The sequence below is a fragment of the Nonomuraea rubra genome (genome assembly GCF_014207985.1).
In the GTDB taxonomy this organism is placed as follows: domain Bacteria; phylum Actinomycetota; class Actinomycetes; order Streptosporangiales; family Streptosporangiaceae; genus Nonomuraea; species Nonomuraea rubra.
Map to the genome: position 1 here is coordinate 10,637,766 of NZ_JACHMI010000001.1, position 25,792 is coordinate 10,663,557.

At 70.7% G+C, this 25,792-nt stretch carries 22 protein-coding genes; 12 read left to right on the forward strand and 10 right to left on the reverse strand.

Annotated elements, in window-relative coordinates:
• Positions 1-44 precede the first annotated feature (44 nt).
• The 4 genes from HD593_RS48480 to HD593_RS48495 all read right to left on the reverse strand — a co-directional run bounded on the left by HD593_RS48480 (position 45) and on the right by HD593_RS48495 (position 5,309).
• A complete protein-coding gene (locus HD593_RS48480; RefSeq protein WP_312904280.1) occupies positions 45-1,334 on the reverse strand; it encodes a homoserine dehydrogenase in 1,290 nt (429 codons plus the stop codon).
• Complete coding sequence (gene lysA / locus HD593_RS48485) at positions 1,331-2,713, reverse strand: diaminopimelate decarboxylase (protein WP_185109633.1); 1,383 nt, start codon at positions 2,711-2,713, stop codon at positions 1,331-1,333. The genes HD593_RS48480 and lysA overlap by 4 nt, the downstream gene beginning before the upstream one ends.
• 124 nt (positions 2,714-2,837) lie before the next feature.
• A complete protein-coding gene (locus HD593_RS48490) occupies positions 2,838-3,452 on the reverse strand; it encodes a DALR anticodon-binding domain-containing protein (RefSeq protein WP_185109634.1) in 615 nt (204 codons plus the stop codon).
• A 9-nt stretch (positions 3,453-3,461) separates the two neighbouring features.
• The gene (locus tag HD593_RS48495; RefSeq protein WP_312904282.1) at positions 3,462-5,309 is read right to left on the reverse strand and encodes a hypothetical protein; all 1,848 of its coding nucleotides are present in this window, start codon (positions 5,307-5,309) and stop codon (positions 3,462-3,464) included.
• 136 nt (positions 5,310-5,445) lie between these two features.
• Between HD593_RS48495 and HD593_RS48500 the strand changes: the two genes are divergently transcribed.
• Positions 5,446-7,083 (forward strand): asparagine synthetase B family protein, encoded by a 1,638-nt coding sequence (locus tag HD593_RS48500; protein ID WP_185109635.1) that lies wholly within the window; start codon positions 5,446-5,448, stop codon positions 7,081-7,083.
• Between the two features lie 264 nt (positions 7,084-7,347).
• The gene (treS, locus tag HD593_RS48505) at positions 7,348-9,060 is read left to right on the forward strand and encodes a maltose alpha-D-glucosyltransferase (RefSeq protein ID WP_185109636.1); all 1,713 of its coding nucleotides are present in this window, start codon (positions 7,348-7,350) and stop codon (positions 9,058-9,060) included.
• Here the strand turns inward: treS and HD593_RS48510 are convergent.
• The 3 genes from HD593_RS48510 to HD593_RS48520 are packed head-to-tail and all read right to left on the reverse strand — an operon-like array spanning position 9,047 to position 12,542.
• Positions 9,047-11,314, reverse strand: a complete 2,268-nt coding sequence (locus tag HD593_RS48510; protein WP_185109637.1) for an ABC transporter permease — start codon at positions 11,312-11,314, stop codon at positions 9,047-9,049. The genes treS and HD593_RS48510 overlap by 14 nt on opposite strands.
• A complete protein-coding gene (locus tag HD593_RS48515) occupies positions 11,311-12,039 on the reverse strand; it encodes an ABC transporter ATP-binding protein (protein ID WP_185109638.1) in 729 nt (242 codons plus the stop codon). The genes HD593_RS48510 and HD593_RS48515 overlap by 4 nt, the downstream gene beginning before the upstream one ends.
• Positions 12,036-12,542, reverse strand: coding sequence for a PadR family transcriptional regulator (locus tag HD593_RS48520; RefSeq protein WP_185109639.1), 507 nt, complete (start codon positions 12,540-12,542; stop codon positions 12,036-12,038). Before HD593_RS48520 ends, HD593_RS48515 begins: the two co-directional genes overlap by 4 nt.
• Positions 12,543-12,671: 129 nt before the next feature.
• Here HD593_RS48520 and HD593_RS48525 point away from each other — a divergent pair, with 129 nt between their 5' ends.
• The 9 genes from HD593_RS48525 (at position 12,672) to HD593_RS48565 (ending at position 22,134) form a co-directional block, all read left to right on the forward strand.
• A complete protein-coding gene (locus HD593_RS48525) occupies positions 12,672-13,919 on the forward strand; it encodes an ABC transporter substrate-binding protein (protein ID WP_312904284.1) in 1,248 nt (415 codons plus the stop codon).
• Positions 13,920-13,926: 7 nt separating this feature from the next.
• Positions 13,927-15,252 (forward strand): ABC transporter substrate-binding protein, encoded by a 1,326-nt coding sequence (locus HD593_RS48530; protein ID WP_185109640.1) that lies wholly within the window; start codon positions 13,927-13,929, stop codon positions 15,250-15,252.
• 12 nt (positions 15,253-15,264) lie between these two features.
• Entirely contained in the window at positions 15,265-16,647 is a 1,383-nt protein-coding gene (locus tag HD593_RS48535) for an ABC transporter permease (RefSeq protein ID WP_185109641.1), read from the forward strand.
• Positions 16,644-17,543, forward strand: coding sequence for a carbohydrate ABC transporter permease (locus tag HD593_RS48540; RefSeq protein WP_185109642.1), 900 nt, complete (start codon positions 16,644-16,646; stop codon positions 17,541-17,543). Before HD593_RS48535 ends, HD593_RS48540 begins: the two co-directional genes overlap by 4 nt.
• Before the next feature lie 71 nt (positions 17,544-17,614).
• A complete protein-coding gene (locus HD593_RS48545; RefSeq protein WP_185109643.1) occupies positions 17,615-18,991 on the forward strand; it encodes a M1 family metallopeptidase in 1,377 nt (458 codons plus the stop codon).
• 69 nt (positions 18,992-19,060) lie between these two features.
• Positions 19,061-19,738 carry a uracil-DNA glycosylase gene (locus tag HD593_RS48550; RefSeq protein ID WP_185109644.1) on the forward strand — a complete coding sequence of 226 codons (678 nt, stop codon included), beginning with the start codon at positions 19,061-19,063 and terminating at the stop codon, positions 19,736-19,738.
• Between the two features lie 10 nt (positions 19,739-19,748).
• Positions 19,749-20,069, forward strand: a complete 321-nt coding sequence (locus HD593_RS48555; protein WP_185109645.1) for a hypothetical protein — start codon at positions 19,749-19,751, stop codon at positions 20,067-20,069.
• A 67-nt stretch (positions 20,070-20,136) separates the two neighbouring features.
• Positions 20,137-20,427 (forward strand): MTH1187 family thiamine-binding protein, encoded by a 291-nt coding sequence (locus HD593_RS48560; RefSeq protein WP_185109646.1) that lies wholly within the window; start codon positions 20,137-20,139, stop codon positions 20,425-20,427.
• Positions 20,428-20,520: 93 nt separating this feature from the next.
• Positions 20,521-22,134, forward strand: a complete 1,614-nt coding sequence (locus HD593_RS48565; protein WP_185109647.1) for an FAD-dependent monooxygenase — start codon at positions 20,521-20,523, stop codon at positions 22,132-22,134.
• A 7-nt stretch (positions 22,135-22,141) separates the two neighbouring features.
• Here HD593_RS48565 and HD593_RS48570 read toward each other — a convergent pair whose 3' ends face one another.
• Genes HD593_RS48570 through HD593_RS48580 form a run of 3 tightly spaced genes read right to left on the reverse strand, consistent with a single transcriptional unit; the run spans position 22,142 to position 24,692 of the window.
• Positions 22,142-22,933, reverse strand: a complete 792-nt coding sequence (locus tag HD593_RS48570; protein WP_185109648.1) for an ABC transporter permease — start codon at positions 22,931-22,933, stop codon at positions 22,142-22,144.
• Complete coding sequence (locus HD593_RS48575; protein ID WP_185109649.1) at positions 22,930-23,901, reverse strand: ABC transporter ATP-binding protein; 972 nt, start codon at positions 23,899-23,901, stop codon at positions 22,930-22,932. Before HD593_RS48575 ends, HD593_RS48570 begins: the two co-directional genes overlap by 4 nt.
• Complete coding sequence (locus HD593_RS48580) at positions 23,901-24,692, reverse strand: ABC transporter permease (protein ID WP_185109650.1); 792 nt, start codon at positions 24,690-24,692, stop codon at positions 23,901-23,903. The genes HD593_RS48575 and HD593_RS48580 overlap by 1 nt, the downstream gene beginning before the upstream one ends.
• 68 nt (positions 24,693-24,760) lie before the next feature.
• Between HD593_RS48580 and HD593_RS48585 the strand changes: the two genes are divergently transcribed.
• Complete coding sequence (locus HD593_RS48585; RefSeq protein WP_185109651.1) at positions 24,761-25,642, forward strand: winged helix-turn-helix transcriptional regulator; 882 nt, start codon at positions 24,761-24,763, stop codon at positions 25,640-25,642.
• The last annotated feature ends 150 nt before the right edge of the window (positions 25,643-25,792 follow it).

Genomic DNA, 25,792 nt, shown 5'->3' on the forward strand with positions numbered 1-25,792 from the left:
GTCCGCGACCTGGCCCTCCGAGGGCCTTGCGAGGGCGATCGGCCCTAGTCGTCGCCCTCCACCCGCATCACGCTCGCCACGGCCCTGACGATGTCCAGCTCCCGCAGCCCGGACATCGTCGCCGACAGCGCGGCGTCCGTGGCGCGGTGGGTGACGATGACGAGCTGGGCGTCGTCGCCGCGGCCCTCCTGGCGGACGGTCTGGATCGACACGTCGTGCTTGGCGAACAGCTCGGCGACCTGCGCCAGCACGCCCGGCTTGTCGGCGACGTCCAGGGCCACGTGGCAGCGGGTGACGGTCTCGCCCATCGGGTGCACGGCCAGGTCGGCGTAGGTCGACTCGTCGGGGCCGCGGGTGCCCGCCAGGCGGTTGCGGCCGACGGCCACCAGGTCGCCGAGCACGGCCGAGGCGGTGGGGGCGCCGCCGGCGCCCTTGCCGTAGAACATGAGCTGGCCCGCCGACTCGGCCTCCACGAAGACCGCGTTGTACGCCTCGCGCACCCCCGCCAGCGGGTGGGAGCGCGGGATCATGGCCGGGTGCACCCGCACGCCGAAGGAGCGGCCGTCGTCGGAGCGGGCGCAGATGGCCAGCAGCTTGATGACGTACCCCATGGCCTTGGCGGAGGCCACGTCGGTGGCGGTGATCTCGGTGATGCCCTCGCGGTGCACCTCGTCGGCGCGTACGCGGCTGTGGAAGGCGAGCCCGGCCAGGATGGCGGCCTTCGCGGCGGCGTCGAAGCCCTCGACGTCGGCCGTCGGGTCGGCCTCGGCGTAGCCAAGGGTCTGGGCCTCCTCCAGCGCGTCGGTGAAGGAGGCGCCGGTGGAGTCCATCTTGTCGAGGATGTAGTTGGTGGTGCCGTTGACGATGCCCAGCACCCGCTTGACGTGGTCGCCGGCCAGCGACTCGCGCAGCGGGCGCAGCAGCGGGATGGCGCCGGCCACGCTGGCCTCGAAGTACAGGTCGCCCTTGCCTGCCCTGGCGGCCTCGTGCAGGGTGGCGCCGTCCTCGGCCAGCAGCGCCTTGTTGGCCGTGACCACGGACTTGCCCCTGGACAGGGCGGCGACGATCAGCGAGCGGGCCGGCTCGATGCCGCCGATGACCTCGATCACGATGTCCACGTCGTCGCGGGTGACCAGCGACTCCGCGTCGGTGGTCAGCAGCCCGGGATCGACGTCGATGTCGCGCTTGCGGCCCAGGCGGCGCACGGCGACCCCGGCCAGCTCCAGCGGCGCGCCGACGCGGGCGGCCAGGTCGCCGGCCTGCTCGTGCATGAGCCTGATGACCTGCGAGCCGACGACCCCGCAGCCCAGAAGAGCCACTTTCAGCGGTTTCACAGCTGCCCCCTCAAGAGATCGTCCTCGGTCTCGCCCTGCACGATCACCCGGGAGACGCCGCCGGCAACGGCGACCACGGCGGGCTTGGGCAGGTAGTTGTAGTTGCTGGCCAGCGAGCGGCAGTAGGCGCCGGTCGCGGCCACGGCGATCAGGTCTCCGGGGGCGAGGTCGGCGGGCAGGTAGAAGTCGCGCACGATGATGTCGCCGCTCTCGCAGTGCTTGCCCACCAGGCGGCTGAGCATGGGCTCGGCCTCGCTGTCCCGGCTGGCGAGCGCGGCGGTGTACTCGGCGCCGTAGAGCGCCGTGCGCACGTTGTCGCTCATGCCGCCGTCGACGCTCACGTACGTGCGCAGCCCCTCGACGTCCTTGATCGTGCCGACCTCGTAGAGCGTGATGCCGCCGGGGCCGACGATGGTGCGGCCGGGCTCGACGGTGAGGCGGGGCACGGGCAGGCCGGCGTCCTTGCACACCTTGGTGACGATCTCGCGCAGGCCGTCGGCCAGCTCCTTGATGTCGGGGGCCTCGTCGCCCTCGACGTAGGCGATGCCGTAGCCGCCGCCGAGGTCGAGCTCGGGCAGCACCACGCCGTGCTCGTCCTTGATCTGCACGAGCAGCGCGGTCAGCCGCCGCGCGGCCACCTCGAACCCTGCCGTGTCGACGATCTGGGAGCCGATGTGCGAGTGCAGCCCGACCAGCTCCAGCTGGGGCAGGGCCAGGATCCTGCGTACGGCCTCGGCGGCCGCGCCCGTGTTCAGCGACAGGCCGAACTTCTGGTCGTCGTGCGCCGTGGCGATGAACTCGTGGGTGTGCGCCTCGACGCCGGTGGTGACCCTGATCATCACCTTGGGCCGCTTGCCGTGCTGCTCGGCGAGGTAGCCGAGCCTGGCGATCTCGTCGAAGGAGTCGACCACGATGTGCCCGACCCCGGCCTCCAGCGCCCTGGTGAGCTCGGCGACGGACTTGTTGTTGCCGTGCATGGTGATGCGCTCGGCCGGGAAGCCGACGCTCAGCGCGACCGCCAGCTCGCCGTTGCTGGCCACGTCGAGCCCGAGGCCCTCGGCCTGCAGCCAGCGCACGATCTCCTTGCACAGGAACGCCTTGCCCGCGTAGTGGACCTCGGAGCCGGCGAACGCGGTGGCGTAGTCGCGCATGCGCGAGCGCACGTCGTCCTCGTCGAGGACGTAGAGCGGCGTGCCGTGGTCGCGGGCCAGGTCGCGGACGTCCACGCCGCCGACCGTGAGCGCGCCATCGGTCCGGCTCGACGTTCGGGGCCAGATCGCGGGGTTGATCCGGTTGAGGTCGGCGGGCGCCAGCGGCGGGCGCTCCTGGGGCAGCATCTCGGCGTGCCGGTCCCCGGCGGGATGGGCGAATCGACTCACCCGATCGAGGCTATCGGAAGCGCAAGTACGCCATGACCCTCTGCCCACGTATCGAGACGCGATCAAGCCCCAGAAGGGATATTTTTACGATTTTTCGCCGTTTAGCCGGATATTTTGTGACAAGTCACAGCCGGTCGGGGCCCGGCAGCACCTCGCGGACCACGTCCGCCACCCGCACCCGCGCCGCGTGCACCTGCCCCGGCTCCTCGTCCCCCACCGGAACGGCCGGCGCCCGCTCGTGCGCGTCGTGGTAGGCGAGCGCGAGACGCAGGAGATAACCCTCCCACCCCGGCTCCCTGCTGACCAGCCGCCCCGGCAGCTCGGCCAGCACGCGCAGCACCCACCGGTGGTACCGGTCGGGCGGCGCCCCGGCCCCGGATTCCGCCGGCACCCCGAGCTGCTCCGCCCACCTCAGCACGGCACAGGCCCGCGCGTGCCCGTACCGCACCACGAAGCCGGGGTTGTCCCAGGTACGCGGGAAGTCCGGCCAGGCGGGCTCGAACGGGATCGCCACGGGCCGCACGTCCACGACCGGCTCGGTCAGCACGATCCGCAGGAAGCCCCTCCCCCGAACCTCCACGGCCGCCACCCCGCCGAGCCCCCGCAACCGGGCGGCGAGCTCCCCGGCGGGCACGCGGCGGCGCAGGGCGGCGGCGGAGACGTACACGGCCTCGTGCTCCCACGTCCCCTCCGGCACCGGGGGCTCGCCGAGCACCCCGGCCAGCTCCCCAGGCGTCATGGGACGACCCTAGATGAGCGCGTGCGGCTCCGCCGACCCGTACTCGACCAGGTGCGCGGCCCCCAGGAGCCAGCGGTCCTCGTCACGCACCCGTACGTAGCCGAACCGGTCCGCCGAGAAGACCTTGATCCCGTCCGTACGGCACTGCCGCATGAGCACCTCGTCCCAGCCCTCGGTGAGGTCGGCGAAGCCCAGCTCGCGCAGCGCGTTCCGGCGGGCCAGCAGGGTGCCCCCGGCGATCTCGGGCAGGTAGGTGTACTCGGCCTCCGGCTGCTTGAGCAGCGTGGCCTGGGGCTTGCGCAGGTGGGCGTAGAAGGCGGCCTTGCCGACGATGTCGGCCGTGCTGAACAGGAAGGCCCGCCGCAGGTCCGACAGGTAGTGGGGGCCGTAGACGTCGCGCGGGTCCATGATCGCGACGAGGTCGGCCTCGCACAGGTCGATTCCGGCGTTGAGCATGGCGCCCTCGGTCATCGCCGGCTGCGGGCGGCGGTGGATGACCTCCACGTCCGGCAGCACGTCGCGGGCCCGCAGCTCGGCCTCCGGTGGGCCGATGACGATGAGCTGGTCCACCCCGGACTGCTTGGCGACCTGGGCCAGGGCGTGCTCCAGCAGGTACGGGTCGAGCACCGGCAGCAGGACGGAGGTGTTGAGCGTGGGCCGGGCGCTGGGCAGGCCGATGGCGTCGAGCAGCTCGTCGACCCGCTCGCTCATCGTGCCCATCGAGTACGCCCGCCGCAGCGCCACGTGCGCCCGCCGGCCGTCGGCCTCGGTGCCGATCGGCGTGCCGCAGGCGGCGATCTCGGCCAGCCGCCACTGCGGGGTGCCGGGCGGGCAGTCGGCGGCGGCGGGCCAGCGGTAGGAGGTCAGCACGTCGGGGTACGACAGGTGCTCGGGCAGCAGCTGGTCGAGCGTGAGCACCCGGTCGATGCGGCCTCCGGCCAGCGGCAGCGGGTTGTGCACCCGGGGCTGCACGCCGTACTGCAGCCGGGGCCAGGCCACGGTCAGGTCGGCGGTGAAGCGGTGCTCGAACAGGTCGGCCGCCGCCGCGTACGCCGACACGTCGCCCTTGGTGTGCCAGAACACGGTGCGGATGCCGCGCTCGGCGCACCAGGCCAGCAGCGCCTTCAGGCCCTCGCCCGGCTCGCCGGTGATCTCCTCGGCCCACGGGCCCTGCGTGACGGACTCGACGACGAGCAGGTGCGGCACCTCCAGGGGCAGCACCCTGGCGAAGTCGCGGGGCGTGAAGCCGGTCGTCTGCCGCCACTCGTAGCGCAGCAGCGCCTCGGCGTGCGGGTCGGCGATCACCGCGGCCGTCAGGTGGGGGCGCGTGTTGGGGCCGGTCGGCACGCGGTAGGGCTTGAGCTTGAAGGAGGCGCCACCGAGCGTCCTGGTCGTGGTGGTGGCCTGGAAGGCGGCTCCCGGGCGCTCGTCCTTGGGCTTGGCGGCGCCGGCCACCGGCTTGCGCTTGGGCGCGCTGGGGCGCTTGACCGGCTTGGCGGCGCCTCTCAGTCCCTTGGCCAGGCGGACCGGGTTGCTCTTGCCGCTCTTGATGGCGTCGCCGAGCCGGCTCCAGCGGGCGACCTTCATCGAGGAGAGCTTCCACTGCGCCACCTCGGCCTGGAAGCGCTGCTCGGCCAGCTCCCTGCGCAGCTTCTCAGAGGTGGCCTGCTCGGCCGACAGCCGCTCCTCGATGTCGCTGAGCTGCTCGGCCAGCGTCCTGGCCTCCTCGGCGCTCTCCTGGGCCGCGGCCAGCTCGGCCTGGGCGGCGTCCAGCAGCCTGGCCAGCTCGGCGGCGCGCTCGGCCTGCGCGATCGCGTCGCGCAACGCCCTCCGCGTGCTCTCCAGCTCCGTGGACACCGGCCCTCCTTCGTCGGTCCGGCGTCAAGACACTGCGTCACATCGTTCTCACTACGCTCGCGAACCGGACCTCCGCTCTCGTAGTCCGCCAAAGGATACTCTTTGCCGAGAAGCGTCTCGAAGGGATTGAGATCCGGTGCAGTTCAACGTGCGGCCCTACGTCTGCGGCGCTCTCGGCCGGATCGACACCGCCGTGCTCGGCAAGCTGATGGCGGCGGGGCCCAAGGTCTGGCCCGCGCTGCAGTCGGCCGACGCCGCGCTGTTCAGCTCCTCGCCGCTGCCGCCCTACCACCGCGCCGGCGACGCGTACGCCTTCGCCTGGGGCGAGCGCAGGCCGTCGACCGCCGAGGACGAGTGGATCACGGTCGCGGAGACGTACGAGACGCCCGGGCTGATCGGCGACGGGCGGAAGGTGACGCTGCACACGGGCGCGCTGGGCCTGGTGGACGTCTACTACGTGCGGCTGGGCGAGGCGGTCTACTTCTCCTCGCTGATCCAGCCGCTGCTCAGCCTCGTGCCCGTGCGGATCGACTGGTCGGCGTGGGCCTCGATCCTCCAGGTGACGTTCCCGCTGGGCGAGGCGACGCCGTACGGCGAGGTCAAGCGGCTGCCCGGGGCGAGCGCGCTGACGTTCGAGCACGGCCGGCTCGCGACCGAGCGGCGGCTGCCGCGCTGGCTGCGTACGGAGCCGTACGAGAAGTGGATCAGCCCGCGGGAGATCGTCGAGCTGCTGCACCACGTCTACGAGGAGTACGACGGGCGCAGGCTGCTGGTGCCGGTCAGCGGCGGCTACGACTCGCGGCTGCTGGCGAGCGTGGCCAGGGCGCGCGGGTTCGACGTGGAGTCGTGGACGACCAGCCCCGACGACGGCACCGACACCGACATCGCCTTCGCCAGGTCGATCACCAGGGAGCTGGGCATCCCGCACCGGGTGGTCACGCAGGACGCCGCCGACTATCCGGCCGACGCGATGGAGGTGGCGCGCAGGCTGGAGTACCTGACGCCGCACCACGCCTGGTACGCCCCGTTCGCCAAGGAGGTGCACGGCGCGGGCCGGATCCTGGTCGACGGGCTGGCCGGCGGGCCGCTGCTGAAGAACTTCATGGTCAGCGGGGCCGCGCTGGAGGCCACGACGCAGGCCGAGCGGTCGGCGGCCGTGCTGGCCTCGCTCTCGCTCGGGCAGCCGACGCAGCCGTTCCTGTCGAAGGCCGCGGCGCAGTGGATGGACGAGACGGTGCGCGAGCAGTTCCAGGCCGCCACCTCGATGTTGCACGGGCACCGGGCGGAGCTGCCGCTGTCGGTGCTGCACACCAGGACGGTCCGGGGCATCGCGCGCTCGGCGGTGAACCTGGTGGGCCCGGAGGCGTCGTTCGCGGCGCCGTTCATCCATCCGGAGTTCTTCGACGCCGCGCTGTCGGTCGGCGTGGCGCGCAAGGACAAGGGCCGCTTCTACCGCGAGGTGCTGTACGCGGCCAATCCGCGCGTGGCCGCCCTGCCCTCGACGAACGTGATCAAGCAGCCGCTCCAGCGGGTGCCGCTGCGCTCCACGGCCGCTCCCGCCCGAAACTATTCGCACCGCATGCTGGAGGTTCTGGTCAGCCGCGTGCCGAACCTGCTGTCGGACGAGTTGCACGAGGTGGTCGCGGGCGGGCCCGACGCTCTGACCAGGTTCAACGGCTGGAACGATCGATTCTGGGTGCGCGGTCTTGTACTGTTCGGACTCTGGCTGAGCGACTTCGAGAATGACCTCTCTGACCTGGCCACACCTTTTTAGTGAACTCTGGGTAACAGGGCGATTACATCCCGATCTCGCGGGTATTACACGTCGCACAGCAGAAGCGGGTTCCGGAAAGCCAACGGGCTGGTAGTGTTCGGCCCGTAAGCGCCGCACAAACGGGCACCAGATCACAAATCCGGTCCCGTTCTAGGGCAGTGGAGTTCGCAGGGATGACGACTCCACGCGGCGCGGTCACCAGATAACAACGCCGGGGCAACCGGTGACTTCGTCCTGCCCACATCTCTTCCTGTGAGCGACATCATGATCAACGCATCCCCATCGCCGGAGCCGATCTCCGAGGCCTTCGTCTCGGAGGACCCAGCCTGGTACAAGCGGGCGGTGTTCTACGAGGTTCTCGTCCGGGGGTTCAAGGACTCCAACGGCGACGGCACCGGCGACCTGCGCGGCCTCATCGAGAAGCTCGGCTATCTCGAGTGGCTCGGCGTGGACTGCCTGTGGCTGCTGCCCCTGTACGAGTCGCCGCTGCGTGACGGCGGATACGACATCTCGGACTACATGAAGATCCTCCCTGACTTCGGGGACCTGGGGGACTTCGTGGCGCTGATCGAGAAGGCCCACGAGAAGGGCCTGCGGATCATCACCGACCTCGTGATGAACCACACCAGTGACCGGCACCCCTGGTTCCAGGCGTCGCGGCACGACCCCGAGGGGCCGTACGGCGACTTCTACGTGTGGTCCGACAATCCCGGCGGCTACCCCGACGCGCCGATCATCTTCATCGGCGCCGAGGAGTCCAACTGGACCTACGACCCGGTGCGCAAGCAGTACTACTGGCACCGCTTCTTCCACCACCAGCCGGACCTGAACTATGACAACCCGGCGGTGCAGGAGGCCATGCTGGAGGTGCTGCGGTTCTGGCTGGACCTCGGCATCGACGGTTTCCGGCTGGACGCGGTGCCGTACCTGTTCGAGCGCGAGGGCACCGCGTGCTCCGGGCTCCCGGAGACGCACGCGTACCTGAAGAAGATCCGCGCGGAGGTCGACCGCCTCTACCCCGACCGGGTGCTGCTGGCCGAGGCCAACGGCTGGCCCGAGGACGTGGTGGAGTACTTCGGCGACCCCACCACGGGCGGCGACGAGTGCCACATGGCCTTCCACTTCCCGCTCATGCCGCGCATCTACATGGCGGTCAAGAAGGAGACCCGCGAGCCGATCTCCGAGATCATGTCCCGCACGCCCAAGCTGCCGGAGAAGGCGCAGTGGGGCATCTTCCTGCGGAACCACGACGAGCTGACGCTCGAGACGGTGACCGAGGAAGAGCGCGACTACATGCACAAGGAGTACGCCAAGGACCCGCGCATGCGGGCCTACCTGGGCATCCGCCGCCGCCTGGCCCCGCTGCTCGACAACGACAGGGACCGGATCGAGCTGTTCACCGCCCTGCTGCTGTCGCTGCCCGGCTCGCCGGTCATCTACTACGGCGACGAGATCGGCATGGGCGACAACATCTGGCTGGAGGACCGCGACTCGGTCCGCACGCCGATGCAGTGGAGCCCCGACCGCAACGCCGGGTTCTCCTCGGCCGACCCCGGCCGGCTCTACCTGCCCGCGGTCATGGACCCGATCTACGGCTACCAGGCGGTCAACGTGGAGGCCCAGCAGCGGCACGAGGGGTCGCTGCTGCACTTCACCCGTAAGATGCTGGAGATCCGCCGCAGGCACCCGGTGTTCGGCGTGGGCGCCTACACCGAGATGTGGTCGTCCAACCCGTGCGTGCTCACGTACGTGCGCGAGGACGGCGACGACGTGATGTTGTGCGTCAACAACCTGTCGAAGTTCCCGCAGCCGGTCGAGCTGGACCTGCGGCGCTTCGAGGGCATGACGCCGGTCGAGGCCAGGGGCGGGGTGCCGTTCCCCGCGATCGGGGAGCTGCCCTACCTGCTCACCCTTCCGGGGCACGGCTTCTACTGGTTCGCGCTCAAGAGCTCCGAGGAGAGCCTCAGCGAGAGGTGACCGGCACCTGGGCACGGGCCGCGCGGCGCGCCGGGATGAGCGCGACCGCGAGGGCCGTGCCCACGACCGCCAGCACCGCCACCGCCAGCGTCAGGGGCGACGGCGCGCGGCCGATGCCCGCGCCGACGCCGCTGGTGTGGCCCTGCCAGTCGATCAGCCCGGTGACGACGGAGATGCCCGCCGCCGTGCCCACGCCCACCCCCAGCACGACCAGCAGCCCCGTACCGGTCACGAGCGTGGCCATGACCTGGCGCGGGGTCAGCCCCATGGCCTTGAGCACGGCCAGGTCGAAGGCGTGGTCACGCAGGCCGAGCGCGCTGGCGGTGAGCAGGTTGGCCAGGCCGATCAGGGTCAGCACGGCGATCAGCGCCACGATCACCACCCGGATGATCGCCAGCCGGTCGGCCGGGTTGATCGCGGCCTGCACGTCCAGGCCCTCCTTCGAGACCGTCAGCAGCCGGCCGCGCACCTCCAGCGGGTCGGCGCCCGGCTTGAGCGCCAGCGCGTAGTACTCCGGCGGCACCGCGTCCTTGGCCGCCAGGCTGTCGAGCCCGACCGAGAGCACCTCACCGTCCTGCTCGGGCTCGACGGTCCTGCCGACGATCCTGACGATCAGCGGGGTGCCGCCCACGGTGAGCCGCACCCGGTCGCCGATCTTGAGCCCGAGCAGGTCGAGCAGCCCCTGGCCGGCGACCGCCTCGCCCTGGCGGGCGTACATGCGGCCCTCCACCACCGGGAACGGGTACGGGCTCGTCGAGCTGCCGATGGCCCGCACCCGCACGGAACGGGCCTCGCCGGGGGCCAGCGCGTTCACGTCGGTGCCCGGGTAGACCTCCGCCACGTCCTTGTCCTGGCCGGCGAGCCGCTCGGCGACGGCCGGGTCCTCCTTGCCGGGCTTGACGTACAGGGCGGCGTGCTGGCCGACCTGCTCGGGATGGGCGGAGAAGTTGTCCAGCGTGGCCCAGACGCCGAGCCCGATCGTGATCATCATCATCGGCACGGCCAGGCCGAACGCCGTCAGGAACGCCGGCACCCGCCGGGTGAAGGCGTCCCTGGTGCCCAGGACGAGGGCGGGCGGGAGGCGTACGAGCAGGGCCAGGCGCGCCAGCCGGGACAGGTGACCCCGGGGCGGCGCGGCGGGCACGTCGGGGATCGGCGGCGTGCGGCCGCCCCGCCAGGCGGGCACGCCGACGGCGGCCAGCACCACCAGGGCGGTGCCCGCGACGATGGCCAGCACGGGGATGGGCGCCACGGAGCCGGCGCCGAGCATCGCCGCCATCACGCCCCAGCCCACCAGCGTGCCGAGCGCGACGCCGAGCAGGCCGAGCGCGCCGTGCTCGACCAGGAGCAGCAGCGCGACCTGGCCCCTGGTGAAGCCCATGGACTTGAGCGTGGCCAGGTCGCGGAGCTGGCCCAGCACCCGGCCACCGGCGGCGTTGGCCAGCGCGAGCGCGGCGGCCACCAGCCCCACCACGCCGAACAGCGCGAGCAGCGTGCCCAGCAGCCGGTTGTCCAGCTCCATGGCGGCCCTGACCTCGCGCCAGGTGTAGACGCGCTGCAGCCGGTCCTCCAGCAGCACGACCACGCGCTGCGAGACGACCTGCGAGGCCTCGGGGTCGGCCAGGCGCAGCCCGGTGACCCACTCGCTGCGGCCCAGCATGGGCTCGATGCGGTCGAGCGTGTAGGGCAGCACGTAGGCCAGGCCGGGCGTCCACTCGGGGTAGAACCCCTGGTCGGCGGAGTCGGAGATGCCGCGCACGTAGAGCGTGTGGCGCTCGCCGTTGATCGTGATGATCGTGAACGGCGCGCCGATGCGCAGCCCCAGCGAGCGGGCGAACGAGCGCTCGACCACCACCCCGTCGGGCTGCGACGGGTCCAGCCAGCGGCCCTCCGCCACCACGGGATGCGCCACCGCCGGCTGGGTGGCGGGCATCGCGCGCAGCGAGGCCGGCTCCTTCTTGCCGTTCTGCGCCACCGTGACGGGCGCGGAGCGGTACGGCCCGGCGGTCTGCGTGACGCCGTCGATGGCGCCCAGCGCGACCTGGGGGCTGTCCTTGGTGTAGATCCAGACGTGGGCCCCGTCGGTCTGGGCCGACAGGCTCCGCCACGGGTTCGTGCCGTCTTCGAGCAGGGTCGCCGCGGTGATCAGCGCGGCCACGATGCCGGCCACGGCGAGCACGGTCAGCACCGCCTGCCCCGTCCTGGCCCGCAGGTCGGCCCTGATCCACCGGCTACCGGCCAGAACGGTGCTCATCTGAGGTCGATCACCTCGCCGGCCGTGCGTGTGCGGCGGCGGGCGATGCGGCCGTCGTCCACGATCTCGCCGTCGAACAGCGACACGAGCCGGTCGGCCAGGCTGGCGACGCGGGCGTCGTGGGTGACCATGACGATGGTCTGGCCCTCCTTGTGCACCTCGCTCAGCAGCCGCAGCACGTCGCGCGTGTTGCGGCTGTCGAGGTTGCCCGTGGGCTCGTCGGCCAGCAGCAGGCTGGGCTCGTTGGCCAGCGCCCTGGCCAGCGCGACCCGCTGCTGCTCGCCGCCGGAGAGCTGGGCGGGCGCGGCGTCGGCCCTGTCGCTCAGGTTGAGCGCGGCCAGCAGGCTCTCGCGGCGCTCGCGGGCCACCTTGGGCGAGGCCCCGGACAGCAGCGCGGGCAGCTCGACGTTGTCGCCCACCGTCATGTTGGCGACCAGGTTGAAGAACTGGAAGACGAAGCCGATCCGCTTGCGCCGCAGCAGCGCCCACGCGCTCTCGGAGAGCGTGTCGACGCGCTTGCCGTCGAGCCAGATCTCGCCGCTGGTACGCGCGTCGAGGCCGCCCAGCATGTGCACGAGCGTGGACTTGCCGGACCCCGACGGGCCCATGATCGCGACGAACTCCCCCGGCTCGACCTGCAGGTCCACCCCGCGCACGGCAGGAACGGGGACCGCGCCATCCTGGTAGATTTTGACCAGATTGACCGTTTTCACAACCGGGCTCATGCCAGATCCTCCTGGCACCGTTCGAGCCAGTCAAGATCCGCTTGCAGATGCAACATGGCCCCTTCGATGAGCAGCATCGCCACCCGATCGGTCGGTGCGGTGCGGGACAGCAGGTCGTTCAGGTCGCTCATCAGCGACAGGTAGTGGCGGCGCTGCCGGCTGATCAGCGCCATCCGGTCCGCGATGCCGGTGAGCGGGGCGAGCACGAGCTTCATGAAGAACTCGTCGCGCACCCTGGGGCCCTCGGTCGGCTCGTCCACCCAGGCTTCGAGCGACTCGCGGCCCTTCGCGGTCAGATAGTAGACCTTCTTGTTGGGCCGGTTGGACTGCTCCACGTCCACGGCCCTGATGAGGCCGTCCTTCTCCAGCCTGCCGAGGGTGACGTAGATCTGCCCGATGTTCGGGGAAGGGTAGGCGCTGCCGAAGGTCTGCTCAAGCGCTTGTTTGAGCTCGTAGCCATGGGCAGGCTCTTTCGCCAGGAGCGCCAGCAGGTGAGGCCGCACCGCTCTCCTCCCCGCTCTGTTACGTACGCGTTACAGAGCAATCCGTTGACCTACAGATTACCGCTGTGCATAACATGAATGCATCTACCTAACACGTATGTAATTCGACCTGAACGTGGAGGAAACAGGGTGCTTCGCCTGCTGCCGATGCTCCTGGCCGTGACCCTGGCGGCCGGATGCGCTGCGGCGGGCGAGGAGGGCGGCGGCGAGTCGGGGACGGGCGGAACAGGCCCGATCACCTTCGCCACCGGACGCGACACCACGGCGTACCTGCAACCCCTGCTGGACCGCTGGAACCAGGCCCACCCGGCCGAGAAGGTGACGCTGCTGGAGCTGCCCGAGGCCGCCGACGAGCAGCGCGCCCAGATCGCGGCCAACCTTCAGGCCCAGAGCAGCCGGTACGACGTGCTGGGGCTCGACGTGGTGTGGACTGCCGAATTCGCGGAGAACGGCTGGATCATCCCCCTGGAGCGCGGGTTGTTCCCGCTCGACAGGTTCCTGCCGCCCGTCGTGGAGACGGCCGTCTACAAGGACAAGCTCTGGGCCGTTCCGTACACGAGCAACGCCGGGCTGCTCTACTACCGGAAGGACCTGGTCAGGAAGCCGCCCCGGACGTGGGCCGAGCTTCGCGACCAATCACGCGAAATCACGAAAAAGCATGACATAGGAGGCTATGCGGGGCAGTTCCTGGCCTACGAGGGGCTCACGGTCAACTTCTCCGAGGCCGTGCAGTCGGCCGGCGGCGAGCTCGTCAGCCGTGACGGCACCGAGGTGACCCTCGACCCGGCCAAGGGCGGGACCGCGCTCGGCTTCCTGCTCCAGGGCCTGCGCGAGGGCTGGATCCCGAAGGAGTCGCTGAGCTACAAGGAGGAGGAGTCGCGCCTGGCCTTCCAGGAGGGCAGGCTGGCCTTCGCCCGCAACTGGCCGCACGCGTACGGACCGGCCAAGGCCGAGCTGGGCGGCAAGCTGGGCGTGACCCGGCTGCCCGGCCTCGACGGCCCCGGCTCCAGCACGCTGGGCGGCGCCAACCTGGCCATCAGCGCCTACTCCAAGCACCAGCACACGGCGCAGGAGTTCATCCGCTACTTCACGAGCCTGGAGAACGAGCGCCGGGTCCTCACCGAGGGCTCGTTCCCGCCGGTGTGGACCGAGCTCTACGACGACCCCGAGCTCATCGAGCGCTTCCCCTACCTGCCCGTGCTCAAGGAGAGCATCCTCGCCGCCCGGCCCCGGCCGGTGAGCGCCAACTACAACCAGCTGAGCCTGGTGATCGCCAGCTCGGTCGCCAAGGCGCTCGGCAACCCCTCCCCCGAGACCGCCGACGACGTCGCGGCCTCCATGAAGTCCGAACTCGAAGAGATCATCAGAACCCAGTGAGGCAGCCATGCAAAAGGGCAGAGCAGCAGCGATCCTGGCCGGGCTCGCGGTAGCCGTCGCCGCCTGCGGCAACGCGCCGACGACGACCGAGCCCACGGCGGCGGGCTCGGCATCGGCGACCGGCGGCGGCGCCAAGCCGCTCCAGGGCGTCAAGCTCGAAGTAGCCGCCAAGTGGACCGGCGCGGAGCAGAAGAACTTCGAGCAGGTGCTCAAGGCCTTCACCGACAAGACCGGCGCCGAGGTCACCTACGCCTCCACCGGCGAGGACACCGGCGCCTACCTCGGCCCGCGCATCCAGGGCAACAACCCGCCGGACGTCGCGATCCTGCCGCAGCCGGGCCTGGTGCAGCAGTACGTCGAGCAGAACGCGCTCAAGCCGCTGACCCCCGAGGTCGTCCAGGAGATCGACACCAACTACACGCCGTACTGGAAGGAGCTCGGCTCCGTCGACGGCAAGGCGTACGGCGTGCTGGTCAAGGCCGCGCACAAGTCGCTGGTGTGGTACCGGTCGCAGGCGTTCGAGGACGCGGGCGTGCAGCCGCCGACCAACTGGGACGAGCTGGTCAAGGCCGCGCAGACCGTCGCCGACTCCGGCACGCCGCCGTTCTCGTTCTGCGGCGCCTCCGGCTGGACGCTGACCGACCTCTTCGAGAACGTCTACCTGTCCACCGCGGGCCCGGAGAACTACGACAAGCTCTCCAAGCACGAGATCCCGTGGACCGACCCGACGGTGGGCGCGGCCCTGGAGAAGATCGCGCAGATCACCTCCAAGGCCGACTACCTGGTCGACGGCACCTCCGGCACCATGCAGACCGACTTCCCCACCTGCGTGACCAAGGTCTACGGCACCGACAAGGCCGCCATGGTCATCGAGGCCGACTTCGTGGCCGTCGAGGCCGTGAACGCGGGCGCCAAGGTCGGCGAGGAGGCCAAGTACTTCCCGTTCCCCAAGGCCGGTGACACCACCCCGGTCGTGCTGGGCGGCGACGTGGCCGTGGCCATGAAGGACTCCCCCGGCGCGATGGCCCTGGTGCAGTTCCTGGCCTCCAAGGAGGGTGGCGAGGTCTGGGCCAAGCTGCCCGGCTACCTGTCGCCCAACAAGAACGTCTCGCCCGACAACTACCCGGACGAGCTGACCAAGCAGCTCGGCCAGACGATCGTCTCGGCCGGCGACGCCGTCCGCTACGACATGTCGGACCTGGCGCCCAGCGCCTTCGGAGCCACCGACGGCAAGGGCGAGTGGAAGGTGCTGCAGGACTTCCTGCGCAACCCGAGCGACGTCAAGGGCACCCAGGAGGCGCTCGAAGCAGAGGCCAAGAAGGCCTGGAAGTAAAGAGGTAAGGCCGTGACCGAACGGTTGGACGGCCGGCAGGACCCGCCCGCGGCGCAGGCCGCGGGCGGCACCTCGACCGGACCGGCTGATACCCCCCGTAAGCAGAGACGCCTCGGCCCCTCGCCGGCGGTCGCCATCGCCTTCCTCCTCCCGGCAGCGGTGCTGCTGGGGATCTGGGTGGTCTATCCGATCGTCTACTCCATCATCCGGAGCCTGTTCGGCGCCAACGGGTTCGACGAGTTCGTGGGGCTCGGCAACTACGTCTCGATCTTCACCGATCAGGGCATGCTGACCACGATCCGCAACAACCTGATCTGGGTCATCGTCGCGCCGATCATCGTCACCACGCTGGGCCTGATCTTCGCGGTGCTGACCGAGCGCATCAAGTGGGCGACGGCGTTCAAGCTCATCGTGTTCATGCCGATGGCGGTCTCGCTCATGGCGGCGGGCGTCATCTTCCGCCTCGTCTACGAGCAGAGCCCGGACAAGGGCCTGGCCAACGCCGTGCTCACCACGGTGGCCGACACGTTCTCCTCCTCCCAGGGCTACCCGGACGCCCGGCCGCGCGAGGGCGACCAGTCGCCGGTCGCGGCCGAGAACGGCGCGGTCGTCACCAAGCAGCCCGCCCAGGCCGGGCAGCCGGTGCTGATCCCGATCGTCGGCGTCAAGCCGGACATCATGCCGTCCAACGCCCAGACCGCCAAGTCCGCGCCCGCGGGTGACGGCCTGGCGGGCACCGTCTGGTTCGACTTCACGCAGGGCGGCGGCGGCCAGAGCGGCGTCGTGGACGGCACCGAGAAGGGCCTGCCCGGCATGACCGTCGAGGCGGTCCAGAACGGCCAGGTCGCGGCCACCGCCACGACGGCCGAGGACGGCACGTTCCGCTTCGAGGGCCTGGCTCCCGGGTCCTACACCGTACGGCTGCCGCAGTCGAACTTCGACGCCTCGTACGGCGGCCTGCAGTGGCTGGGCCCGACACTCATCACGCCCGCGATCATCGGCGCGTTCGTCTGGGTGTGGGCCGGGTTCGCGATGGTGCTGCTCGCGGCCGGGCTGGCGGCGATCCCGCGCGACGCCCTGGAGGCGGCCCGCATCGACGGCGCCACGGAGTGGCAGGTGTTCCGCAAGATCACCGTGCCGCTGCTGTCGCCGGTCCTGCTCGTCGTCTTCGTGACGATGATCATCAATACGCTGAAGGTGTTCGACCTCGTGTTCATCATCGCGCCCGCGTCGGTGCAGCCACAGGCGAACGTGGTCGCGCTGGAGATGTGGCGCGTGTCGTTCGGCGGCGGGAACAACCAGGGGCTGGGCAGCGCGCTGGCGATCTTCCTGCTCATTCTGGTGCTTCCCTTCATGGTCATGAACATCCGGCGGTTCAGGAGGGGAGAGTCATGACGACGGCGACCGCCACGGCACCGTCCGGGCTGGAGACGGGCGCGCCGCGCAGGGGCGTGGTGAGCAGGATCGTCGACCGCGTGGGCAGCGGGGCCGTCCAGGTGATCATGATCCTGCTGGGCCTGTTCTGGCTGGTGCCGACGCTGGGCCTGCTGGTGGTCTCGCTGCGGACGAACCAGGTCAACAGCGCCGAGGGCTGGTGGACGATCTTCACCAAGCCGGCCGAGCTGACCATCCAGAACTACGCCAACCTGCTGGGCAGCGGGTTCAGCGCGTCCTTCTGGAACACGGTCCTGATCACGGTGCCGACCACGATCCTGGTGATCGGCATCTCGGCCATGGCGGCGTACGCGTTCGCGTGGATGGACTTCCCCGGCCGGGACGCGGCGTTCCTCGTGGTCGTCGGGCTGCTGATCGTGCCCATCCAGATCGCGCTGATCCCCATCGCCACGTTCTACGGCGGCACCGGGATCTTCGGCAGCATCGCGGGCGTGGTGCTGTTCCACGTGGCGTTCGGGCTGCCCTTCGCGATCTTCCTGCTGCGCAACTTCTTCGTCGGCATCCCGGCCTCGCTGCTGGAGGCCGCGCGCATGGACGGGGCGCCCGAGTGGAAGATCTTCGTCTCGGTGGTCTTCCCGCTGGGCAAGCCCGCCATCGCGTCGCTGGGCATCTTCCAGTTCCTGTGGGTGTGGAACGACATGCTCATCGCGCTGGTCTTCGCCGACACCGGGAACCAGCCGATGACCAAGTACCTGCAGTCTCAGATGCGGCAGTTCGGGTCGAACACCGACATCCTCTCTTCCGGTGCGTTCATGTCGCTGATCATCCCGCTGGTCCTGTTCTTCGCGTTCCAGCGGTACTTCGTGCAGGGCATGATGGCCGGCTCCGTCAAGTGACGTGACGGGCGCCTGCGTCGATCCGCAGGCGCCCGCCGTAACGCCCATACGGGTGTTTTCGATGCTTCTTCATGAAGCGTCTTCTCGCTCTTACCGCAGCAGCCTTCCTCACGCTTCCGCTCACCCCCGCCGCAGCCTCCCCGTCAGGCACGCCGGGCGCACCGGGCGCGGGGGACCCGTACTTCCCCGGCCAGGGCAACGGCGGCTACGACGCCCTCCACTACGACCTCACGCTCGACTACGACCCGTCCTCGGGACGCCTGTCCGGCCGCGCCGCCATCTCGGCGCGCGCCACGCAGGCGCTGAGCCGCTTCAACCTCGACCTCGTCGACACCCTGTCCGTACGGTCCGTGACCGTGGACGGCAGGCCCGCCGCGTACGCTCAGAGCGGCTCCGAGCTGGTGGTCACGCCGTCCAGGACGCTGCGCGACCGGCGCGGCTTCTCGGTCGTGGTGAGGTACGACGGCAGCCCCGCACACGTCATCGACCCCGACGGCTCCAAGGACGGGTGGATCAAGACCGAGGACGGCGTGTTCAACGCCAACGAGCCCCAGGGCGCGATGACCTGGTACCCCGGCAACCACCACATGACGGACAAGGCGACGTACCGGTTCACGGTGACCGTGCCCAGCTCCAGCGTGGCGGTCGCGAACGGGGACCTGGTGCGCCAGGCCGCGAAGGGCGGGCGGACGACGTACGTGTGGAACTCCCGCGAGCCGATGGCCAGCTATCTGGCCACGGTGTCGATCGGCACGTTCGAGCTCACCGACCGGCGGATCGGCGGCTACCGGGTGACCACCGCGGTGGACCCGCAGGCGGCCGGTGACGCCACGGGCTTCGCCGAGCGGCACCCGCCGGCGCTCGACTACTTCAGCCGGCTCTTCGGCCGCTACCCGTACTCCTCGACGGGCGGGATCGTGGACCACGCGCCCGACGTCGGCTACGCGCTGGAGACGCAGACCCGCCCCATCTACCCGCGCGTGCCCGGCGAGTCGCTGCTCGCGCACGAGCTGGCGCACCAGTGGTTCGGCAACTCGGTGACGCCCACGCTCTGGCGCGACATCTGGCTGAACGAGGGCTTCGCCACCTACTCCGAGTGGCTGTGGGCGGACGAGCGCGGCACACAGACCGTGCAGGCCGCCTTCGACGAGGCGTACGCGCGGCCGGCCGAGCACGAGTTCTGGCAGACCCCGACCGCCGACCCCGGCGGCCCCGAGAACCTGTTCCACGCCCCCGTCTACGACCGCGGCGCGATGACCCTGCACGTGTTGCGCACCACGGTCGGCGACGACACGTTCTTCGCCATCCTGCGCGCCTGGGCGGGCCGGTACAGGTACGGCAACGCCGACACCGCCGCCTTCATCGCCCTCTCCGAGCGCGTGTCGGGCAAGGACCTCGGGGCCCTGTTCGACGCGTGGCTCTTCAAGCCGGGCAAGCCGTCGTTGTGATCATTCTGGTACGGCTTGTCCCCGGGTTCGGGCGGCAAGCCGTACCAGACCTGGCTAAGCTCAACGGCCATGGCCGGTCGTCCGTTGAACGAAGTCGTCGAAGCAGGATGGGCACGCGCGCTGGAGCCCGTGTCCGAGCAGATCTCCGTGATGGGAGAGTTCCTGCGCAAGGAAATCGCCGAAGGCAGGCAGTACCTGCCCGCCGGGGCCAACGTCCTGCGCGCCTTCAACCAGCCCTTCGACGAGGTCAAGGTGCTGATCGTGGGCCAGGACCCGTACCCCACGCCCGGCCACCCCGTCGGGCTGTCGTTCTCGGTGGCGCCCGACGTGCGGCCGCTGCCCGGCAGCCTGCTCAACATCTACAAGGAGATGGAGACCGACCTGGGTCTCCCCCGGCCCGCCAACGGCGACCTGACGCCGTGGGCCGAGCAGGGTGTCCTGCTGCTCAACAGGGTGCTCACCGTGATGCCCGGCAAGCCAGCCTCGCACCGGGGCAAGGGCTGGGAGCAGGTCACCGAGCAGGCCATCCGCGCTCTCGTGGCGCGCGAGAAGCCGATGGTGGCGATCCTGTGGGGCCGCGACGCCCGCAACCTGGCGCCCATGCTCGGCCAGGTGCCGCGCATCGAGTCCGCGCACCCCTCCCCGCTCTCGGCACGCAGCGGTTTCTTCGGCTCGCGGCCGTTCAGCCGGGCGAATGAGCTGCTCGCCAAGCAAGGCGCGGCACCTGTGGAGTGGAAGCTGCCCTAGCATCGTCGCCATGAGTGATGAACCGAAGTTCCTGCGCCTGACGGTCGAGCTGACCGTGGAGGTGCTCGACATGGACGCGCTGCAGGCCGCGGCGCTGGCCGAGATCAGGCATCCCGACGCCGATCTCACCGAAGAGGAGCGCACCGAGCAGGCCGAGCTGGTCGCCTCCGACGACTCCGGCGCCTCGGCGCTGCAGTGGCTGATCGAGCCCGACCACGTGTTGCAGCTCGTCGACCACATCAGCGAGATCGAGCCCCGCGAGGCCGTGCTCGGCGTGGAGCCCTCGGAGGGGCCGAGCGAGGAAGAGGACGAAGAGCACGACCACGCGTGACGTACGGCGGCGGCCACGGCGTTCTGCGGGCGTCGTGGCTTTTCGCTGCCCTTCCTGAGGAGCCTTGATGATCGTCGCTTTCTCCATCACCCCGCTGGGCGTCGGCGAAGGGGTCGCCGAGCCCGTCGCCCGCGCCGTCAAGGTCGTACGCGACAGCGGGCTGCCCAACCGCACCGACGCCATGTTCACCACGATCGAGGGCGAGTGGGACGAGGTCATGGACGTCGTCAAGCGCGCCGTGGACGCCGTGGCCGAGGTCGCCCCCCGGGTGAGCCTCGTGCTCAAGGCCGACGTGCGCGAGGGGGTCACGGACGGCATGACCTCGAAGCTCGAGTCCTTGGAGCACCACCTCTCCTGACTTTTCGCGATATATCTTGACCCTTCGGCGGACGCGTCATATCGTGTTGCTTCGACACAGACGCGATAGTACGCGTGCCCGGAGGTGGAGTCCATGGAGCGAGTACCCGTTCTGGTGGTCGGCGGCGGGTACGCGGGGCTGAGCGCCGCGACGCTGCTGGCCTGGCGCGAGGTGCCCGTGACGCTGGTCGAGCGGCGTCCGGGCACCTCCGTGCAGCCCAAGGCGTTCGGGGTCGGGCCGCGGGCGGTCGAGCTGCTGCGCCCCGTGCCCGGGATCGAGGAGGAGCTCACCGGCCTCTGGGCGGGGATCGGCGACGGCATGCGCATCGCGATCGCCCGCGACCTGGCCGACCCCGAGCCGCACCTGATCACCGACGGCGAGCACGCCTACCTGGCCGATCTCACGCCCGCCGCGCCGGTGGGCGTGCCGCAGGCCGACGTCGAGCGCGTGCTGCGGGTCAAGGCCGAGGAGCTCGGCGCCGACCTGCGCTTCTCCACCGAGCTGGTCTCGCTGGAGCAGGACGGCGACGGCGTGACGGCGCTGATCCGCGGCAAGGACGGCGACAGCCTCGTACGGGCCGACTACGTGGTGGCCGCCGACGGGCACCACAGCCCGGTGCGCCGCGCCCTGGGCGTGCCCACCTCCGGCCACGGCACGCTGAGCCGGATGTGCTCGATCATGTTCGACGCCGACCTGTCCGACCTGGTCCGCGAGCGCGAGGTCACGCTGTGGTACCTGCGCAACGAAACCTTCACCGGCGTGCTGGTGACCGGCGCGGGAGCCGGGGCGCACGTGCTCGGCGTGCACCAGGCGGAGGACGAGGGCCCCTTCCCAGTGGAGCGCTGCGCCGAGCTGGTACGCCTGGCGACCGGCCGGCCCGGCCTGGACGTGCGGATCCTCGACCGGGCCACGTTCGGCATCGCGCACGAGCTGGCCGGCACCTACCGGGCGGGCCGGGTGTTCCTGGCCGGCGACGCCGCCCACACCATGCCGCCCACCGGGGGCCAGGGCGGCAGCACCGCGCTCCAGGACGGGGCCGACCTGGCCTGGCGGCTGTGGCTGGTGATCACGGGGCAGGCCGGGCCCGCGTTCCTGGACACCTACGACGCCGAACGCCGCCCGATCGGGACGCTGACCGCCGACGCGCAGCTCGCCGAGCTCGGCGCGCGCATGCCGCCCGCGGCCCGCATCGGCTACCCCGAACGGCAGACGGATCCCCTGCACGCCCTGCTCGGGCACCGCTACCACTCCACGGCCATCCTCGACGAGCCCGGCGACGACGGCTCGATCCTGGAGGACCCGCGCCAGGCCGGCGGGCGGCCGGGAAGCCGGGCCCCGCACGTCGTGCTCGACTGGGACGGGCAGCGCATCTCCACCATCGACCTGTTCGGGCCCGGCTTCGTGCTCATGGCCGCCAAGCGGGGGCGGCAGGCGTGGATGGAGGCGGGGCGGCTGGTCAAGGAGCGGCTCGGGGTGCGGCTGACGCGGCTGCCGGTGGATGACGAGCTGCTGGACGTGGAGGGCTGTTTCGAGCAGCGGTACGGCGTTCGCGGGGGCGGCGCCGTGCTGGTGCGGCCGGACGGGTACGTGGCCTGGCGGTCGCCGGAGGCGGTCGCGGATCCGGCGGGCACCCTGGAGCGGGTCCTCCGGCAGATCCTCAGCCGCCCGATCTCCGGCACCGCCCCGGCTGTGATCACGCGCGGGTGAAACCAGGTCAGAACAGGATCAGTTGCCCCGTACGCCGCGCCCGCGCCTCCCCCGCCCGCAGCGCCACCACGGCGGCCAGCAGCAGCACCGCCGACAGCCCGGCCAGCGCCGCCAGCTCCCCCGCCAGCTCGCCCACGCCCTGCCCGTCGAGCAGCGCGCCCCGCACGATCGCCAGGCTCCCGGTCAGCGGCAGCACGGAGCCGGCCGCCCGGACGATCTCCGGCAGCGCGTGCGTCGGCAGCCGCACCCCGCTCACGAACCACATCGGGTCGTCCAGCAACGTGTAGACGAACGCCGAGTCCCTGGAGAAGATCAGCAGGCTGTTCAGGAAGGCGCCCCACGCCACGGCGGGCACCAGCAGGGCCAGGAAGACGACCGCGTACATGCCGGGGTGGGCCACGTCCACCACGTCGAGCCAGGCGAACATGGCCACCGAGAAGCTCACGAACAGCCAGACGTTCTGCACCAGCGCCCCGAACCCGTTCGCGATCACCACCACCAGCCGGTTGGCCGGCGACAGGAACAGCAGCTCCAGCGTCCCCGTCTGCCGTTCCATGGAGAAATGCCAGGCCGACTGCACCAGCGAGAAGAAGAACGTGAACCCGAGCGTGCCGGTGGCCAGGAAGGCGAGCAGCCGCTGCGAGCCCGTGGCGCCGCTGATCGGCTGGAGCATGTAGTACGCCTCGGCGAGCTGCAGCAGCGGCCAGATCAGCATCGAGAACAGGACGAGCCTGCTGCCGAAGATCTGCCGGTGCTGCTTGAGCGCCTCGGCCCTGAGGACCTTCACCGCGTGCCTCACCTGGCCACCTGCCGGCCGGCTCCTGCGGTCATCGCCACGGCTCGGCGGTCGTTCAGTGCCAGGATGGCGTCCTCCAGCGACGGCTCGGCGATCTCCAGGCCGCTCAACGTGCCGCCGGCGCCGACGATCGCCATGGTGAGGGCTCCTGCCACGTCGCCGGGGCGGGACAGCTCGACGACGCCGCCTTCCCGGACGTCCTGGCTGATGATGCGTACGGCGGGGTCGAAGGCGAGGGCGGCGGCCTCCACCTCCGGCGTCAGGCCGGACACCGTGACGCGTACCGTGCGGTGGCACCCGGTCTGGGCCATGAGCTGGGCGGGCGTGCCCTCGGCGAGGTGGCGGCCGTCGCCGATCACGTACACGTGCTCGCAGAGCTGCTCCACCTCGGCCAGGTAGTGGCTGGTCAGCAGCACGCCCTTGCCGTGCCGCGCCAGCTCGGCCACCACCTTGCGCAGGTCGCGGGCGATGGGGGCGTCGAGGCCGAGCGTGGGCTCGTCGAGCAGCAGGTAGTCGGGGTCGTTGATCAGGCCGCGGGCGATCGACAGGCGCTGGGTCATGCCGCGGGAGTACTGCTCGACCCTGGTACCGGCCGCCTCGGTGAGGCCGACCAGCTCCAGCAGCTCCTCGATGCGGGGCCTGAGCACCTTGCCCGGGATGTCGTAGAGCTGGCCGAAGTACCAGAGGTTCTCGCGGCCGGTCAGCCGGGCGTACACCATCCGCTCGCCGCCCGCGATGAGGTTGATCCGCCTGCGTACGGCGTGCGGCTGCTTGACCGGGTCCAGGCCGCCGATCCGCACCGTTCCCGAGGTCTGCCTGAGCAGCGTGGCCAGGATCTTGATGGTGGTGGTCTTGCCCGCGCCGTTCAGGCCCAGCAGGCCCGTGACGCGGCCCTGCGGGATCACCAGGTTCAGGCCGTCGACGGCGGTCTTGGCGCCGAACTGCTTGCGAAGGCCGAGGGTTTCGATCATCAGTAGCTCCGTTCCATGGCCCTGCGCTCGGCCCACGGCATGGCGAGGAAGCCGGCGGCGGTGTAGAGCAGGCCCATCAGCAGGGTGGTGGTCAGGCGGGCGGCGTCGACGCCGGTGCCGGCGTTGAAGACGCCGCGCACGACGTCCATGGCCGCCGTCAGCGGGACCACCTCGCCGAGCCACTGGAGGGCCTCGGGCAGGTACGGTCTCGGGAAGGTGAACCCGGACAGCAGGGCGATGGCGTAGAAGACGCTGTTCTGCGTGATGTGCGCCTCGCCCGCGACGATCATCACGTTGCTCAGCACCACGGACATCCCGAACACCGCCAGCGCCAGCCCCGCCACGGCCAGCAGCCCGTCGCCCCAGCCGGTCGGCGCCAGCCGCACGCCGAGCAGGCCCGCGCATCCGAGCAGCACGGCGACCTCCAGCGCCACGGCCGTGAAGGAGAACATCGAGAAGCCGGCCAGGTAGGGCAGGCGGCGGGCGGGGGCGACGATCAGCGCGCCCATCGTGCCCTCGCGCTGTTCCTGGATCATGGCCTTGCCGGCCCAGAGGACGCAGTGCTTGACGAACATGAGCGCCGCCGCGCCGACGGCTACGTACCCGAGGTAATCCCCCGTTCCCGATTTTTCACGAAATTCCACCCCCACCTCGCCGCCGCCGAGCAGCCGTAACCCGAGGTAGGCCAGGCCCATCGTGAACATGCCGAGCAGGAGGTTGCCGACGAAGTACGTCCACGGGTGGGCCCGCCTCGTCACCAGCCACGACCGTCTCAGGGTCGCCCATGCCACCACCATAAGTCTCCTTTGGGAACTGACTGGGTTTCTATCAGAGACTCACAGCGCGGTAAAGTCACGTCATGGTCAGGGAGCTACGCGAGCAGGACGTCCAGTGCTCGATCGCCCAGGCGGCGTCCGTCATCGGCGACTGGTGGAGCCTGCTGATCGTGCGCGAGGTGACGCGCGGGCACCGGCGCTTCGACGACCTGCTGCGCGAGCTCGGCATCTCACGGAAAGTGCTGACCGAGCGGCTCAAGCACCTGGTGGATCACGGGGTGCTGGCCCGGGAGCCGTATCAGGCGAGGCCGGTGCGGCACGAGTACATGCTGACGGAGACGGGCTGGGCGCTGGCGCCGACGCTCATCAGCATGCAGGACTGGGCCGACCGGTGGTTGCTGGGTGACGGGTCCTCGACGGGCGCTCCCCGGGCCGGGGGTACGGAGGTCGCTCGCGTGCACGCTCTCCTCGGCACGAAGGTGCCCGCCCCCCTCGTCCTCCCCGCCGGCGCACCCCGCCCCGCCCAGCTCGACGCGGTCGCCGACGCCGCTGTCACGATCTTGTTCACCTACCCCTCGACCGGCCTGGCCACCTCCTTGCCGCCGGACTGGGACCAGGTGCCCGGAGCGGTCGGCTGCACGCTGGAGAACCGCCTCTTCCGCGACCGCCATCCCGACCTCACCGCCGCCGGGATCGCCGTCCACGGCGTCAGCACGCAACGCCCGGACGAGCAGGCCGCCTTCGCCGCCGCGGAGTCGATCCCGTTTCCGCTGCTCTCCGACATGGACCTGCACCTGGCGGCGGCGCTGCGGCTGCCCACGTTCCGGGCCGGTCAGGACCTGAAGCTCAAGCGCCTCATCCTCGTGATCGACCGCTCCCGGACCATCCGCCACGTCATCTTCCCGGTCCTGGACATCCCTGTGGCCATCACCGAAGCCACCAACGCGGCCCACACCCTTCGCTGACCTCTACGGAGGATCTTCCACAGGCCGACCACCGCCCGCACCGCTTATCCACAGAACGCCGTTCCAGCCCCATCCCACCGCCCCTCATCCCAGATCCTGGGTGCCTCCGAATCCCACCCACCGACGTCCGGCCCCTCATCCAGCCCCGCC